We start from the raw sequence: 15034 nt of genomic DNA, 5'->3' as shown, positions 1-15034 counted from the left end.
CTCCACCTGTTTGGGACCGCGCTGTAGCATAGGCAGACGAAAGAAGTGGGTAAATCGGCGCATTGTCATTGTTTTCTGGTAGCTGCTTCTTCTATTTAGGGGCCAATCGCCGAACGAAGGGGGCAGCGCATGACGACAGGCAGTGATCAAGCCGAACACGATCTGCCCCAGGACGATGACGCGTATGCGCTGGATCGCCGGACCGTGGCGGCGATCCTATACGCCGTCGATGTGGATGATCGCGACAAGCTGATTGAGCTGATGGAGCCGCTGCACGCGGCCGATATCGCTGACCTTTTGGAGCAGATCAATCCTTATGATCGGGCGCGGCTGATCCGGCTTTATGACAAGGAATTTGACGGCGACATCCTGTCTGAACTGGATGAATCGGTTCGCGAGGAAATCATCGCCGTTCTGACTCCCGAGGTTCTGGCGGAAGCCGTGCGCGAGATGGAAAGCGACGACGTCGTTGACCTTCTGGAAGACCTTGAGGAACCGCAGCAGGAGACCATTCTGGGCGCGCTCGAAGATTCCGAGCGGCTAGCAGCGCAACAAGCGCTTGCCTATCCCGAGAATTCGGCTGGTCGTTTGATGCAGCGCGAGGTCGTCATGGCGCCCGAGCATTGGACCGTCGGTCAGGCCATCGACTTTATGCGTGCCAATGACGATCTGCCCGAGCAGTTCTATCATGTTGTTCTGGTCGATCCGCGTCTGAAACCAACGGCGCAGGTGACATTGGGCAAGCTGATGGCGTCCCGACGCGAAGTGCCGTTGTGCGATCTGGCGGAAGAGGAGTTTCACATCATCCCCGTTGATCAGGACGAGGAGGACGTGGCTTATGCCTTCAACCAGTATCACCTGATCTCGGCCCCCGTGGTGGATGCCGATGGGCGTCTGGTTGGTGTGATCACCATCGATGACGCGATGGTCGTTCTGGATGAAGAGCACGAAGAAGACATCCTGCGCCTTGCCGGTGTGAGCGACGAAAGCTCTCTTTCCGATAGTGTCGCGGCGACCAGTCGGCGACGGTTGCCCTGGCTGGCGGTAAACCTGTGTACGGCAATCTGTGCCTCGTTGGTTATCTCGCAATTTGCGGCGGCGATTGACCAGCTTGTCGCGCTGGCCATCTTGATGCCGATTGTTGCATCCATGGGGGGCAATGCGGGTACTCAGTCGCTGACCGTTGCAGTGCGCGCATTGGCGACACGCGACCTGACCAATTCAAACGTGATGCGCGTTATCAGGCGGGAACTGCTGGTGGGCATGTTGAACGGGCTCTGTTTTGCCATTGTACTGGGGACTGTGGGGATGCTGTGGTTCAGTTCACCTTGGCTGGGTGTCGTGATTGGGTCAGCCTTGGTCGTGAACATGATCATCGCGGGCTTTGCAGGTACGGTAGTACCGGTGGTGCTGGATCGTCTGGGAATTGACCCGGCTCTGGCGTCAGGAACCTTTGTGACAACCACAACCGATGTCATGGGGTTCTTCATTTTTCTTGGGCTTGCCAGTGTGGTGCTATTGTGACCGATCTGACTGAAATCAAAGCAGCTGCACGCAAAGCGGCATTTGCGCGGCGCAAGGTCGCGTTCGACACGCGTTTTCCCGGTGCAGCCGGACGTTTGTCCGAGGTTCTGGCGGGTTATCGCGGTGTGCCCTTGTCAGGCTACATGCCGATCCGGACCGAGATCGACCCGGTATCCGCCATGGCTGAAGCTGCGGCTTATGGGCCTGTTGGTGTTCCAGTGATCCAAGCCGCTGGAAAACCGCTGAAATTTTCGCGCTGGACGCCAGAAGGATCGCTGAAAGACGGCCCATTCGGTGCCAGAGTGCCCGAGGTCGATGACTATTTCGACCCCGAGATCCTGATCGTGCCGCTGGTGGCTTTTGATGCCAACGGCGGGCGTCTGGGATATGGCGGTGGATTTTATGATCGCACGCTGGAAGGATTGCGAGGCAAGCGCGCGACACTGGCGATCGGTTTCGCTTTTGACGCGCAAGAGGCGCAGGATCTGCCGCTGGAGCCAACCGATCAGCCGCTGGACATGGTTGTCACGGAAAGCCGGGTGTTGACGTTCTAGCTGCTACTGTTCGAAATGGCTGCGCAAGTAATCCCAGGCATCCACTTCCGTGCCGTCCTTCAGGATGCAGACACCAAAGACGCTTCCGTCTTCGTTCTTCCGAAGTTGGTAAACTCCATCATTCTCGACGCAAAAGGTTGCCGCGGGATTGGGCATGGATGTCTTTGTGCCTTGCGCCATAACGCCCGAAGCGACCACAAGGCCGAATGTCAATATTGCCAATAACTTCACAACATGTCCTTTTGATATAAGCGCATGGCTAAGACTTTGCCACGCCTGCAAGCAATTTCAAGTTCGGGCTCAACTTAAATTTCACGGTTCCGCCTTGTTATTGCCCAGCACAGCCCCTACGACCCGGATCATGAGGATTTTGTTTCTTGGTGATGTCATGGGGCGCGCGGGGCGCGCGGCCGTTCAGCAGCATTTGCCGCGCCTGCGCGATGAATGGCGGCTGGATTTCGTTGTAGTCAATGGCGAAAACGCGTCGAACGGCATGGGGTTAAGCGGCGATCACGCCAAGCTGCTGCTGGATGCCGGGGCAGATTGCCTGACATTGGGCGACCATGCGTTCGACCAGAAAGACATGCTACAATATATCGAGAAAGAACAGCGCATCGTGCGCCCGGTGAACTATGCCAAGGGCGCGCCGGGGCGGGGGCACCGGCTGTTCAACGCACCCGGAGGGCGCAAGGTTCTGGTGGTGCAGGTGTTGGGGCAGGTCTTTATGAAACGGCCATTCGACGACCCGTTCTCGGCCGTAGAGCCCATCCTGAAATCGCACCCCAGGGGCGGGCAGGCACAAGCCATCATTGTCGATATGCATTGTGAGGCGACGTCCGAGAAGATGGCCATGGGTCACTATTGCGACAAGCGCGCCAGCCTTGTGGTGGGCACACATACCCATGTACCGACAGCGGATTCGCAGATTCTGCCGGGCGGCACAGGCTATCTGACGGATGCGGGCATGTGCGGCGACTACGACTCGGTCATTGGTATGGACAAGCAGGAACCGATGCGCCGGTTCATAACCGGGATGCCCAAGACCCGGTTTACCCCTGCCAATGGCGAGGCCACGCTGAGCGGAGTGTTCGTCGAAACGGATGATCGCGACGGTCAGGCCAAATCTGTTCGCATGGTGCGCGTTGGTGGGCGTTTGGAACAAGCCGGGCCTGATTAACGAACGTCGGGCTTGCTCTGCCACGCGCAATGCGTGAAACTGCATGTCATCAGGCGCTTGGGCCAGGGTTCGGACAGAATACCACGAATGAATTTCCTTCCACTGACAGAGACGGGCAGCGCAATTCTGGCGCTGCTGATTGTTGCGAGCATGTTCGTCATGTTCCTGCGCGAGGTTTACCCGACCGAGGTTGTGGCCATCGGAGGTGTCTCACTGATGCTGGTCACAGGGATATTGCCCTATCAAAGCGCGCTGGCGGTCTTGTCCAATCCCGCGCCCTGGACGATTGCGGCGATGTTCATCATCATGGGGGCCTTGGTGCGGACCGGGGCCTTAGACGCCTTCACGTCGACCGCGCAAAGGCAGGCGCAGGTCAACCCGCGCATTGCCATCGGTTTGCTGATGGGGTTCGTCGTTCTGGCCTCGGCTTTTGTGTCGAACACGCCCGTTGTTGTGGTCATGATCCCGGTTTTTGTTCAGATCGCCCGCACGCTGAATGTACCCGCGTCAAAGCTGCTAATTCCACTCAGTTATGCCGCCATTCTTGGCGGGACACTGACACTGATCGGAACATCCACCAACCTGCTGGTGGATGGTGTGGCCCGTGCGCAAGGGATGAAAGCATTCACGATATTCGAGGTCACGCCGCTGGGGATTGCACTGGTGATCTACGGCATGATTTATCTGCGTTTCATCGCCCCCAGATTGCTGCCCGAGCGGGACAGCATGGCCTCGCTGCTTAGCGATCGCTCCAGGATGAAGTTTTTCACAGAAGCGGTCATTCCACCCGACAGCAACCTGATCGGGCGTGAAGTGACCGGCGTTCAGTTGTTCAAACGTCCCGGCGTGCGTCTGATCGACGTGGTACGGGGCGATGAATCGCTGCGGCGCAATCTGAAGGGCGTTGAATTGCAGGTCGGTGACCGCGTGGTCCTGCGGACCGAGATGACCGAACTTCTGAGCCTTCAGACCAACAAAGAGCTTAAGCGCGTGGATCAGGTTTCCGCTGTCGAGACCAAGACGGTCGAGGTGCTGATCACACCCGGATGCCGGATGGTGGGGCGGACATTGGGAATGCTGCGGTTGCGGCGTCGGTACGGTGTCTATGTGCTGGCCGTTCACCGCCGTAATCAGAATATCGGTCGCCAGTTGGATGACCTGGTGGTGCGGGTCGGGGATACATTACTGCTGGAGGGCGCCCCGGCAGATATCCAGCGCCTAGCTGCGGACATGGACATGGTGGATGTCAGCCAACCCTCTGCACGCGCCTTCCGTCGCAGCCATGCGCCGATCGCAATTGGCGCGCTGGTCGGGATCGTCGTCCTTGCAGCGCTGGGTGTCGCGCCGATCCTGCTATTGTCGATTGTGGCCGTAGCCGTGGTTCTTCTGACCCGCTGCATCGATGCGGACGAGGCGTTTTCCTTTGTAGAAGGTCGCCTGTTGGCGCTGATCTTCGCGATGCTCGCCATCGGGGCGTCACTGGACAGCTCTGGCGCGGTTTCACTGATTGTCGAGGCCGTGGCACCGGGATTAAGCGCTTTGCCGCCCTTCCTGATCATCTGGGCGATCTATCTGCTGACCTCGGTGCTGACCGAACTGGTTTCCAACAATGCGGTTGCGGTTGTGGTCACGCCTATAGCCATCGGGCTGGCCCAGGCCGTCGGAATGGACCCACGCCCGTTGGTGGTTGCCGTTATGGTGGCGGCTTCGGCGTCCTTTGCAACACCGATCGGATACCAGACCAACATGATGGTGTACGGCCCTGGCGGTTATAGGTTCACCGATTTCATGAAGGTTGGTGTTCCGCTAAATCTGACTGTCGGATTGCTGGCATCGTTGCTTATTCCGTTGATCTGGCCTTTGTGATTTCGGCGCAGAATTGCCACTTTGTCGAAGCGCATCTTGCAAAGATCCAAGGGCACACGATCTTTTGCGAAGAGGTTTTGCAAAAGGATTTGACCTATGCAGCATTTGGGTCGCGCAATATGGGCGGGTGCAGCAACTTGGGTTGCGTTAAGCAGTGTCGCCATTGCCGGTGCAGTTGAAGGGACCGCCACGTACCGAGAGCGCATTGCACTGCCACCGGACGCAACCCTTTATGTCGAGCTTCAGGATATCTCGCTGGCCGACGCCCCCGCTGTCACACTTGCCGCGCAACGGTATGCGCTGAGCGGGGTGCCCGCGCAGTTCAAATTGACTTATGACGATGCGCTGATCATGGATGCCCATCGCTATGCTGTGCGGGCGTCAGTGATGCAGGGGCAAAACCTGCTGTTCACCACAGATACCGTTTACCCCGTTCTGACGAATGGGGCAGAAAATGCCGCTGATCTTCTGTTGGTTCAGGTCCAGGGACAAGGGTCGGCAGCACTGGACAACACCCAATGGGCCGCCTCGGGCCTGAATGGTGCGCCTGTCGAATCCGAAAAACGCCCCGAGCTTGTCTTTGGTCAGGATGGGGTCTTTTCAGGAAGCAGCGGCTGTAACCGGTTCAGTGGTCAGGCCGAAATTTCCGGTAATCGCATTGCGTTTCCAGACAACATGGCGGCAACACTCATGGCGTGCCCGCCCCCGCTGGACGCGGTTGAGCGGCAATTCCTGCAAGCCTTGCAAAACGTTACGACATTCGCGATGCAGGGCAACGCTCTGGCTCTGCTAGATGCGCAGGGCCAGCCGGTGATCAAACTGGTGCGCAAGTAACAGGGAAAGTGCGTCAGGCAACGGCCCTTGATCGCCCGGCATTGCGACCGGAAAAGATGCAGCCGCCCAGGAATGTACCCTCCAGCGCGTTGTAGCCGTGATAGCCACCGCCGCCGAATCCGGCGACTTCGCCAGCAGCGAACAGTCCCGGTACGACATTGCCGTCTGATCCAATCATCTGACTGTCCAGATTGGTCTGCAAACCGCCCAGAGATTTGCGTGTCAGAATATGCAGCTTGACGGCAATCAGCGGGCCGTTGGCCGGATCCAGAAACTTGTGCGGTTTGGCTGTGCGGATCAGTTTATCTCCGCGGTAATTGCGCGCGGCAAGGATCGCCATCATCTGCGCGTCTTTCGAAAATGGGTTGTCGACCTGCGAATCCCGGGCTTCGATCTGGGCACGCAGATGAGCCTCGTCTATAGGAGTGTCGCCCAGATGGTTCATGCCATTGACCAGTTCGGTCAGCGTGTTGGCAACAACAAAATCCTCACCTTTTTCCTTGAACGCCTCGACCGGGGCAGTTGCGCTGGAACCTGACAGAATGCGCTGACGGATAACCTCTTTCCAGCTGCCCGAAGTGAAGTCGGGGTTTTGTTCCGACCCGGACAGCGCAAATTCCTTTTTGATCACCTTCTGGGTCAGAACGAACCAGCTGTATTCATATCCGGTTTTCAGGATCTCACGCAGTGTCCCCAATGTGTCGAACCCCGGCAGACAGGGCGGTGCCAGGCGGTTGCCCCTGGCGTCAAACCACATTGAACTTGGGCCGGGCAGGATGCGAATGCCGTGGGCGGGCCAGATCGGGTCCCAGTTGCGGACGCCTTCGGTGTAATGCCACATCCGATCACCATTGATGACATGGCCCCCCGCTTTTTCGCTGATTGCGATCATGCGGCCATCAACGTGAAAGGGTACCCCTGCAACCATGTCTTTGGGAGGCTCACCCAAACGGTCCCGGGGCCAATTTTGACGCACCATGTCAAAATTGCCGCCAATACCGCCGGAGGTGACGATGATCGACGGGGCATAAACTTCGAACTCGCCAACCTCATCGCGGTTGGTTTTGCCACCGCGCTGGGAGGTGTCATCGGCCAGAATTTCTCCGGAAACACCTTTGGCGGTTCCGTTCTGCATGATGATATGGCTGACCTGGTGGCGGAACTTCATCTGGATCAATCCGGCGCTGACATGGTCGCGGACACGTCGGATAAAGTGTTCAAGAACGCCGGGGCCGGTGCCCCATGTGATGTGAAAGCGCGGGACCGAGTTGCCGTGCCCCGTCGCATAAGCCCCGCCGCGTTCGGCCCAGCCAACGACCGGAAACCAGCGCAGGCCCATTTCGTGCAGCCACTGACACATCTCGCCAGCCGCAAACTCGATATAGGCTTCGGCCCATTTGCGGGGCCATGCGTCTTCGTCACGGTCAAACTGTGCGCTGCCCATCCAGTCGCGCAACGCCAGATCGTGGCTGTCGCGTATACCCATGCGGCGCTGTTCGGGGGTGTCGACCATGAACAGGCCACCAAGGCTCCAGAACGCCTGACCGCCCAGAAAGGTTTCAGGTTCCTGATCGAGTATGATTACCTTTTTGCCTCGGTCGCCCAGTTCGGCTGCGGCGGCCAATCCGGCCAGACCAGCACCGATTACGATCGCATCAGCAGTGTCGTTTGTCATAACGGTCCTTTCAGCGCCTGCGGAACCAGACAAGAAACGGTAGAACCACGGCGTACATCGTAATGCCATAAACCGCCGAGGGCAGGGCCAGCGGGCTGAACCCGCTTTCGGTATTCGTGATCAGCGCCGCCAGTGTAATGCCCAGCGTGGAGTTTTGAATACCGGTTTCGATCGAGATCGTCTTGCACTCATTCCAGGACAGGTTTGATATCCGCGCAAGCCCCAGCCCGATGAACAGCAGGGTGATATTCAAAGAAATCAAGCCTGCGCCCATGATGCCAAGATTGTCGACGAACAATTGCCAGTTCCCGGCCAGTGCCGCGGCAACGATCAGCACGAACAAAACGGTCGCGAGCGTAGACAATCCCGGCTCTACGCGGTTTGCAAACTCCGTTGCAAAGTAGCGAATTCCGACCCCGATTGCCACAGGCAGCGTTGTTATCAGAAACAATGCAACAGCCAGCCCGGTGATCGAAACCTCGGGTGCTTCGTCGCCCATGAAGTGCCTGATCGACCACGCGGCCAGTATTGGTACGGTCACCATCGACAAAAGGCTGATCACGGCGGTCAGGCTGACCGAAAGCGCGACATCGGCTTTGGCGAGCTTGGAGAGGATGTTGCTGGTTACGCCGCCCGGGCAAAAACTGAGCAGCATGAAACCAACCGCGATCTCGGGGGGCAATGCAAAGATTGTGACCGTCACAAAGGCTGCGACTGGCAAGAGAACAATCTGGCTTACCGCCCCGATGGCAAAGGCGCGTCGCCGGCTCAGGATACGACGGAAGTCTGCCACCTCCAGCCCGATGCCCAGAGACAACATGATAATGGCAAGCGACACCGGCAAGCCGACATTCAAAAGCAAATCCAAGGACAACCCCTCCCAAAGTTGCGTCAGATCAGCCTATGCGAGGGGGCAAGGCGCAGGCAACCGCGCCGTTGGGTCACTCGTATCGCTGGACGAAACGGCGCAGGATTTCGCCGGGTTGCGTAACCTCTGCCGAATGGCAATGGTCGATCAGTTTCTGCGCGTCTTCGGGCGGGAAGTAGCCATGGTTCTTGTAGATGTTGATGCGTTGTTCAAAGTCTTTGGCATCGGCTTCCGGGTGGAACTGAGTGGCATAGACGTTCTGGCCCCAGCGGATCATCTGGAACGGGCAGGGGTCGGACGCAACAAGGTGAACGCAGCCCTCGGGCAGGGTTTGAACCGCTTCTTTGTGACCAACAAAAGCATCAAAGGTGGCGTCCAATTCTGCAGTAAGCGGGTCTTGTTGTCCTTCGGGGGTCAGGCGGCAGCTGGACGGTCCCACAGGTTCGCCATACCGGGCTTTGCTGACGTTGCCATCCAAATGTACCGCCAGAATACCAAGGCCATAGCAGCAGCCCATGAACGGGTGATCCTGTTCGATGATCTGCGGCATCAACCCCATAATCGCAGCCTCGATCCGCGCATCCGTCGCGGATTTGGTTGCGGGGTCATCACTGACGCATCCCGGCCCACCGCCTACAATAACCCCCGCATAGTCGGCGACTTTCAGCACTTCTGGCAGGTCGTCGCAATCCAGACGGATGCGGTGTGTGCGTTCGGGCGATAACCCGCTGCGGTTCAGGATCGAAGCATATTCTGCGTCTGAGGCATCCGTTTCCGGGCGCAGTTGCAGGATCAAAAAGCGTTTCATGAACAGCCTTTACCCGTCACAGCGGCCAAAAGACAAGGATGGCGGGGACGGAAACCGCGATGATCAGAGCCTCCAGCGGCAGGCCCATGCGCCAGTAGTCGCCAAAATGATAGCCGCCGGGGCCCAGAACCAGCGTGTTGTTCTTGTGACCGATAGGCGTCAGGAACGCAGCCGAGGCCGCAACGGCCACGGTCATCAGGAACGGGTCGGGCGACACCCCGAGCGTTTGGGCCATCTGGATGCCCACCGGGGCCGCGACGATGGCGGTGGCGGTGTTGTTCAGGACATCCGACAAGGTCATCGTCACGACCATCAGTACGGTCAGGATCGCCCATGCAGGCAGGCCGTTGGTCAGCTGGATCAGCGCATTGGCAATTAGCTCGGTGCCGCCGGATGTTTCCAAAGCGCTGCCCAGAGGGATCATCGAACCCAGCAGCACAACAACGGGCCATTCGATATGGTTATAGATCTCCGTGATTGGCATGACCTTGGTTAGCACATAGGCAATGACGACAAGACCCAATGCGACTGGAAGGTAAATCAATCCGACACTGGCCGCGAAAACGGCAGCGGCAAACAGACCGATGGCCAGCCAGGCCTTGTCGTTTGCCGTCACGTTCAAACCGCGCTCGGCCAGAGGCAGACAACCCAGCCATTCTGTCACGTCGGCGCTGCGATCACGGGGGCAAAGCAGCAGCAGGATATCTCCCGGTTGAACCTCGGTCTTGCGAACCTGTTCGGTGATCTGACGACCCTGACGCGAGATGCCCATCAGGACGGTACTTTGGCGCCAGGCCAGTCCAATACCCTGCGCAGTACGGCCGGTTATGCGCGCGCTTTCGGGAACGACCACTTCGATTACTTCCAGACCTTCGCCTTCAGCCGTCAGCAGCTCCTGCCGTCGCGTGTCCGAGAAATCCAGTTTCAGCGCAGAACGGAATTCGTCCAGTGCTTCGGGGCGTGCTTCCAGCACCAACGCGTCGCCATCGTTCAATGTGGCATGGGTTGACCGGCCATATCGCCGTTTCCCATCCCGGATCAGGCCGATGATAGCCACGTCGGATTTTTCGGCCGTTTCATAAAGTTCGCTGACCCGTTTGCCGATATGGGCAGACCCCGGCGGAATCGTCAGTTCGGCAATGTATTCGGCCAGCACCTCGGATGTTTCTTGTTGCACGCCGCGATTGGGGATCAACCGCCATCCGATCAGCGCGACAAATGCCAGACCGGCAATCGCTGCTATTCCACCAACAGGGGCGAAATCGAACATGTGAAACGGCTCATCGAGCGTTTCCTGCCGGATCGAGGCGATGATGATATTCGGAGGGGTACCGATCAGGGTGACCATGCCCCCCAGAATGGTAGCAAAGCTCAGCGGCATCAGGGACAGGCTCGGAGGGCGACCTGCTTTGCGCGCGGTCTGAATATCCACGGGCATCAGCAGGGCAAGCGCAGCGACATTGTTCATGAAAGCCGACAGAATGGCACTGATCCCGCCCATCAGGGCGATATGCGCGCCCAGTCCCCGTGACGCATCAACCAGAGTGCGGGTGATCAGAAAGACCGCTCCCGACCTGACCAAACCGGCCGAGACCACAAGCACCAGCGCGACGATAATGGTCGCCGGGTGGCCAAAGCCCGCGAAGGCGTCACCGACAGGCACAACACCCAGCACGACGCCAATCATAAGCGCGGCAAAGGCCACAAGGTCGTATCGAAACCGACCCCATAGCAGCATTCCGAAGACGGTGATGAAAAGGGCAAAAAGTATGATCTGATCTGTCGTCATGCCGTCACCATACAAGGCGGTGAGGTCGTCGCAAGCCGCTCTCTTGATCCTGCCCCCCGCAAACGTCTATATGAGCGCCGAACACGCAAACATGATGACGAGGACGCACTATGGCAGGCCACTCCAAATGGGCCAACATCCAGCACCGCAAGGGGCGTCAGGACGCCGCGCGGTCCAAACTATTTTCCAAACTGTCCAAAGAGATCACCGTGGCCGCCAAGATGGGCGATCCCGATCCAGACAAGAACCCGCGCCTGCGTCTGGCGGTGAAAGAAGCCAAGTCGAACTCGGTCCCCAAGGACGTGATCGACCGCGCGATCAAGAAATCGCAAGCGGGTGAAGGCGAGGACTACGAAGAAATCCGCTATGAGGGCTATGGGCCCAATGGTGTTGCGGTAATTGTCGAAACCATGACCGACAACCGCAATCGGACCGCATCGACCGTTCGTTCCACGTTCTCGAAGAACGGTGGCAATCTGGGCGAGACCGGCTCGGTTGGGTTCATGTTTGACCGCAAGGGTGAGGTCATTTACCCGGCAGATGCTGGCGATGCCGACACGATTTTTGAGGCCGCCATTGAGGCCGGAGCCGAAGACGTCGAAAGCTCGGAAGACGGTCACATCATCTGGTGCGCGGATACTGATCTGAACGATGTCTCAAACGCTCTGGAAGGGGCGCTGGGCGAGTCTGAATCCACCAAGCTGGTCTGGAAACCGACCACAACGACGGAACTGGGCCTTGAGGACATGCAAAAGCTGATGAAACTGGTCGATGCACTGGAAGACGATGACGACGTTCAGCGTGTCACGACCAACTTCGAAGCCACCGACGAGGTCATGGCTCAGCTTTGAGCTGACCCATACCAACTCATTGAAACCCGGTCGCAACGGCCGGGTTTTTTGTTTTTTGACGGTTTTATTGAATTATTGGCTGAAACATTCGATGCGCTTAGGCTGAAAGTGCGGGAAATCCAGAAAACATGAAGACACAGTACGAATGACATTCAAACCTTCCGATCAGGCCAAGCGCAACGTGCCCGTTCTGGCTGGGCAGAGTATCCTGTCTCAGGTCGCGTGGACGCTCGGCAGCCCGTCGGTTGTTTTGCCGTTTCTAGCCGTTTCCTTCGAGTTGCCGATGTTTGTGGCGGGTGCACTGGTGTCGGTGCGGATGGTCGGTTGCTTGATTGCGGATTTCTTTCTGGCACAACCCGTTGCAGCAAGAAGCAAGAAGAAACGTGCGATTGCGTTGACCGAAGCGGTCATTGGCGCCTGTCTGCTTCTGGCAATAGCTGCGGCCGCAACCGGGGCTGTCCCATTGATCGCTGTGGTTTTCCTGTCTGTATTTCTTGTGATCGGGCTTGTCAGCGAAGTGCAGACCCTGATGCTTACGGATCTGCTCGGGGACCACGTTCAGGCGCGTTCGCGCATGGTCATGCAATACCTGCAGCTTGGTGCCGGGGGGCTATGTGCCATTGGCCTTGCGTTGCTGGTGCATCAGATCACCAAGGATAATCCACCCTTTTCACGCCATTCAGTCATGATTGGCGTTTCGGTTTTATTCTTCCTTCTGTCGGGTCTGTTCATGCTGGCGATGACGGAAACCGTGCGTGAGGGTGCACCGACGACGCCGCAGAAGTCCGAAAGGGGCATTTCGATTAAGGCGAATATCAAGGGTATTCTGGGTATGTTCGAATACCAGTGGTTCCGGAGCTATATGATCATGCGTCTGCCCTTGGTTGCTGTGTCGCTGTCCGTTCCGTTCTTCGCGCTCATCGCAGCCGAAGCGCATCACAGCTCGACACAGGGATTGACCGCGATGATCGTCTCTTCCGCTTCGGGATATCTTGTATCGGGCCCTCTGTGGCAAATCATCAACATGAAATCCCATCGTGCGGTCATGGTGGTCGGGACATTGATGGTCGCCGCAACAGGCAGTGTTCTTTTGGTGTTCCACTATTTGGGCATCGACCATCAGGTTCACTTGCATGCAATTGCGCTGTTCATTGTCACCGTTGCGGTGACCGGGACCAGCAGTGCGCGTAAACTCTATTTTCTGGATGTGGCACCCAAAGAACAGCGGGTGCGGGGATCGGCAGCGGTCAAGGCGTTTGCGCGTTTAACCGCAGTGTTGTTGTCCGCGGGCCTTGCCGCTGTCGCCCATATGCACGAGGTCGCAATGGCCGTGGCTTTCATCGTCGTCGCCAGTCTGGCGTCCTGTGTAAACTGCTACCGCATGATGCAACCGGAACAGAAATAGACAGTACAGCCCACGAATTGAGTTTTCGGCCACCGTTGCGATGGCCTCAGAAGAAGGATGAAATCTCGTCCAGGGGTTTCTTGAGTTTTGCAACAGCAGGCACAGTCGCGTCTTCTGACGGATGCCCCACCGCGATGATCATGGTTGGTTTTTCTGACGCGGGCCGGTCCAGCGCGTCGTTCAGAAACCGCATCGGATTCGGGGTGTGGGTCAGAGTGCTGAGGCCCGCGTGATGCAGCGCGGCAATCAGAAAGCCGGTGGCAATGTTTACACTCTCCGGGACGTAGTAGTTCTTGTACCGCGTTCCATCCTCGAATTGCCCCCAGCGCTGGGCAAATACCACGATCAGCCAAGGGGCGATTGTCAGATGTTCTTTTACAGCGTTGGTTCCGATAGGCTCCAGTGCCTTGATCCATTCATCCCCGGCGCCACCTGCGTAGAACTGGCGTTCTTCTTCTTCGGCTTCTTCCCGGATGCGGTATTTCAGGGCAGGATCCGAGATGGCAGCAAAATGCCAGGGTTGGTGATTGGCGCCCGACGGGGCGGTGCCCGCGGTGCGCAAGCTGGATTCGATTACCTCACGGGCAACGGGGCGGGGGCTGAAATCCCGGACAGTGTGACGCTGACGCATCTTTTCGTAAAATGCCTGCGCCGCGCCCAGCATGTCTGCATCGCTGATGTCGCATCGGTCCGGCAGGGGAATGGGGTCATAGCCAAGAGCGTCACGTGAGAACATCGGTTCCTCCAAAAATGTCGTGTTTGTTTAGCTGCTTTGAGGCGGAAGCAGAATTCGTTCTGAGGCACGTTTGACAGCCTGGGTCAGAGGTTTGAGCGCGGGCGCAAGAACACGCCCAACCTGCCAGCTCAGCGCGACATCCAACGGCGCATCGGGCACGATGGGGCGCAACAGCCCATGTTTCAAAGCCTCCTGCACCAGCGCTGCGGGGTTCATGCCCCACCCAAGCCCGGCAATCGCCGCGTCCACGAACCCGTGTGAAGAAGGCAGGAAATGAGACGGGGGTGTCAGGCGTTTGCCTGTGTGTTGAACAATCCAGGCCCTTTGTAGCCCGTCCTTTTGGTTGAAAATCAGGCAGGGTGCCTTGTCCAGCTCTGCCTCGGTCACTTTGTCCCGAAACCAGGTGTTGATGAATTCCGGGCTGGCCGTTGGCAGATAGCGCAACACGCCCAATGGGATCGCGTCGCACCCGGTCACTGTCTGGCCACCAACGGTGACGGCGGCGCTTACCTCGCCTCGTCGCAGCCAATCTGCGGAGTGATCCTGATCGTCGATCACCAGATCGAACAGCATGTCAGGCACCTGCGCCATCGCATCAACAAACCAGGTGGCCAGACTGTCTGCCGGTACAGCGATGCGGACGCGGGCGGACCTTGGTTCCTGCTCCAGCGTCAGTTCTCGAACCAACTGTGCCTCAAGCAGCCCGACATCTTCCGCGTAACGGGCAATGCGCAGCCCGGCGGGCGTTCCGGTGCAAGGGCTGCCCCGATGTATCAGGGTGGCTCCAATCCGATCTTCAAGCGCCCTGATCCGCTGGGATATCGCCGAGGGCGTCACCGCCAGCTCTGCCGCAGCCGCATCAAAGCTGCCATGGCGCAGAATGGCAGACAAAGCGGACAGGTGAAGAGGATCCAGCAGCATTAGCCAAACTTAACATGGAATAACAT

The 15034-nt window shown here is 58.0% G+C and carries 14 protein-coding genes; 7 read left to right on the top strand and 7 right to left on the bottom strand.

What is annotated here, in order from left to right; all coding sequences use genetic code 11:
- Positions 1–129 precede the first annotated feature (129 nt).
- Both mgtE and AC2FND_RS08735 read left to right on the top strand, forming a co-directional pair.
- The gene (mgtE, locus tag AC2FND_RS08740; RefSeq protein ID WP_496769180.1) at positions 130–1524 is read left to right on the top strand and encodes a magnesium transporter; all 1395 of its coding nucleotides are present in this window, start codon (positions 130–132) and stop codon (positions 1522–1524) included.
- Entirely contained in the window at positions 1521–2078 is a 558-nt protein-coding gene (locus AC2FND_RS08735; RefSeq protein WP_496769179.1) for a 5-formyltetrahydrofolate cyclo-ligase, read from the top strand. The genes mgtE and AC2FND_RS08735 overlap by 4 nt, the downstream gene beginning before the upstream one ends.
- A 3-nt stretch (positions 2079–2081) precedes the next feature.
- On the opposite strand, the gene AC2FND_RS08730 is transcribed toward AC2FND_RS08735, so the two are convergent.
- Complete coding sequence (locus tag AC2FND_RS08730; protein WP_496769178.1) at positions 2082–2309, bottom strand: putative hemolysin; 228 nt, start codon at positions 2307–2309, stop codon at positions 2082–2084.
- 130 nt (positions 2310–2439) lie between these two features.
- On the opposite strand from AC2FND_RS08730, the gene AC2FND_RS08725 reads away from it, so the two are divergent.
- From AC2FND_RS08725 to AC2FND_RS08715, 3 genes are all read left to right on the top strand, one after another.
- Positions 2440–3255, top strand: a complete 816-nt coding sequence (locus tag AC2FND_RS08725; protein WP_496769176.1) for a TIGR00282 family metallophosphoesterase — start codon at positions 2440–2442, stop codon at positions 3253–3255.
- A gap of 87 nt (positions 3256–3342) precedes the next feature.
- A complete protein-coding gene (locus AC2FND_RS08720) occupies positions 3343–5121 on the top strand; it encodes an SLC13 family permease (RefSeq protein ID WP_209597878.1) in 1779 nt (592 codons plus the stop codon).
- A gap of 96 nt (positions 5122–5217) precedes the next feature.
- Positions 5218–5955 carry a YbaY family lipoprotein gene (locus tag AC2FND_RS08715; protein WP_496769174.1) on the top strand — a complete coding sequence of 246 codons (738 nt, stop codon included), beginning with the start codon at positions 5218–5220 and terminating at the stop codon, positions 5953–5955.
- Positions 5956–5968: 13 nt separating this feature from the next.
- On the opposite strand, the gene AC2FND_RS08710 is transcribed toward AC2FND_RS08715, so the two are convergent.
- The 4 genes from AC2FND_RS08710 to AC2FND_RS08695 all read right to left on the bottom strand — a co-directional run bounded on the left by AC2FND_RS08710 (position 5969) and on the right by AC2FND_RS08695 (position 11095).
- On the bottom strand, positions 5969–7630 hold the full coding sequence (locus AC2FND_RS08710) for an FAD-binding dehydrogenase (RefSeq protein ID WP_496769172.1): 1662 nt from the start codon (positions 7628–7630) through the stop codon (positions 5969–5971).
- Between the two features lie 10 nt (positions 7631–7640).
- On the bottom strand, positions 7641–8498 hold the full coding sequence (locus AC2FND_RS08705) for a bile acid:sodium symporter family protein (RefSeq protein ID WP_480481982.1): 858 nt from the start codon (positions 8496–8498) through the stop codon (positions 7641–7643).
- 73 nt (positions 8499–8571) lie between these two features.
- Positions 8572–9306, bottom strand: a complete 735-nt coding sequence (locus AC2FND_RS08700) for a glutamine amidotransferase (protein WP_496769170.1) — start codon at positions 9304–9306, stop codon at positions 8572–8574.
- Positions 9307–9322: 16 nt separating this feature from the next.
- The gene (locus AC2FND_RS08695; RefSeq protein ID WP_496769168.1) at positions 9323–11095 is read right to left on the bottom strand and encodes an SLC13 family permease; all 1773 of its coding nucleotides are present in this window, start codon (positions 11093–11095) and stop codon (positions 9323–9325) included.
- Between the two features lie 110 nt (positions 11096–11205).
- On the opposite strand from AC2FND_RS08695, the gene AC2FND_RS08690 reads away from it, so the two are divergent.
- Entirely contained in the window at positions 11206–11946 is a 741-nt protein-coding gene (locus AC2FND_RS08690) for a YebC/PmpR family DNA-binding transcriptional regulator (protein WP_209504600.1), read from the top strand.
- A gap of 145 nt (positions 11947–12091) precedes the next feature.
- On the top strand, positions 12092–13351 hold the full coding sequence (locus AC2FND_RS08685) for a permease (RefSeq protein WP_496769166.1): 1260 nt from the start codon (positions 12092–12094) through the stop codon (positions 13349–13351).
- Between the two features lie 46 nt (positions 13352–13397).
- Here AC2FND_RS08685 and AC2FND_RS08680 read toward each other — a convergent pair whose 3' ends face one another.
- Complete coding sequence (locus AC2FND_RS08680; RefSeq protein WP_496769164.1) at positions 13398–14087, bottom strand: nitroreductase family protein; 690 nt, start codon at positions 14085–14087, stop codon at positions 13398–13400.
- 27 nt (positions 14088–14114) lie between these two features.
- Positions 14115–15008, bottom strand: a complete 894-nt coding sequence (locus AC2FND_RS08675) for a LysR family transcriptional regulator ArgP (protein ID WP_496769163.1) — start codon at positions 15006–15008, stop codon at positions 14115–14117.
- Positions 15009–15034 lie beyond the last annotated feature (26 nt).

Source organism: Ruegeria sp. BHSB056 (assembly GCF_059613305.1).
This window is presented reverse-complemented; position numbering and strand designations above follow the sequence as displayed.

Bases quoted from the DNA above. Each gene is read 5' to 3' on its own strand.
- AC2FND_RS08685 (WP_496769166.1), top strand. From the start codon at position 12,092: ATGACATTCAAACCTTCCGATCAGGCCAAGCGCAACGTGCCCGTTCTG.
- AC2FND_RS08725 (WP_496769176.1), top strand. From the start codon at position 2,440: ATGAGGATTTTGTTTCTTGGTGATGTCATGGGGCGCGCGGGGCGCGCG.
- AC2FND_RS08680 (WP_496769164.1), bottom strand. From the start codon at position 14,087: ATGTTCTCACGTGACGCTCTTGGCTATGACCCCATTCCCCTGCCGGAC.
- AC2FND_RS08695 (WP_496769168.1), bottom strand. From the start codon at position 11,095: ATGACGACAGATCAGATCATACTTTTTGCCCTTTTCATCACCGTCTTC.
- AC2FND_RS08720 (WP_209597878.1), top strand. From the start codon at position 3,343: ATGAATTTCCTTCCACTGACAGAGACGGGCAGCGCAATTCTGGCGCTG.
- AC2FND_RS08710 (WP_496769172.1), bottom strand. From the start codon at position 7,630: ATGACAAACGACACTGCTGATGCGATCGTAATCGGTGCTGGTCTGGCC.
- AC2FND_RS08675 (WP_496769163.1), bottom strand. From the start codon at position 15,008: ATGCTGCTGGATCCTCTTCACCTGTCCGCTTTGTCTGCCATTCTGCGC.
- AC2FND_RS08715 (WP_496769174.1), top strand. From the start codon at position 5,218: ATGCAGCATTTGGGTCGCGCAATATGGGCGGGTGCAGCAACTTGGGTT.
- AC2FND_RS08700 (WP_496769170.1), bottom strand. From the start codon at position 9,306: ATGAAACGCTTTTTGATCCTGCAACTGCGCCCGGAAACGGATGCCTCA.
- AC2FND_RS08690 (WP_209504600.1), top strand. From the start codon at position 11,206: ATGGCAGGCCACTCCAAATGGGCCAACATCCAGCACCGCAAGGGGCGT.
- mgtE (WP_496769180.1), top strand. From the start codon at position 130: ATGACGACAGGCAGTGATCAAGCCGAACACGATCTGCCCCAGGACGAT.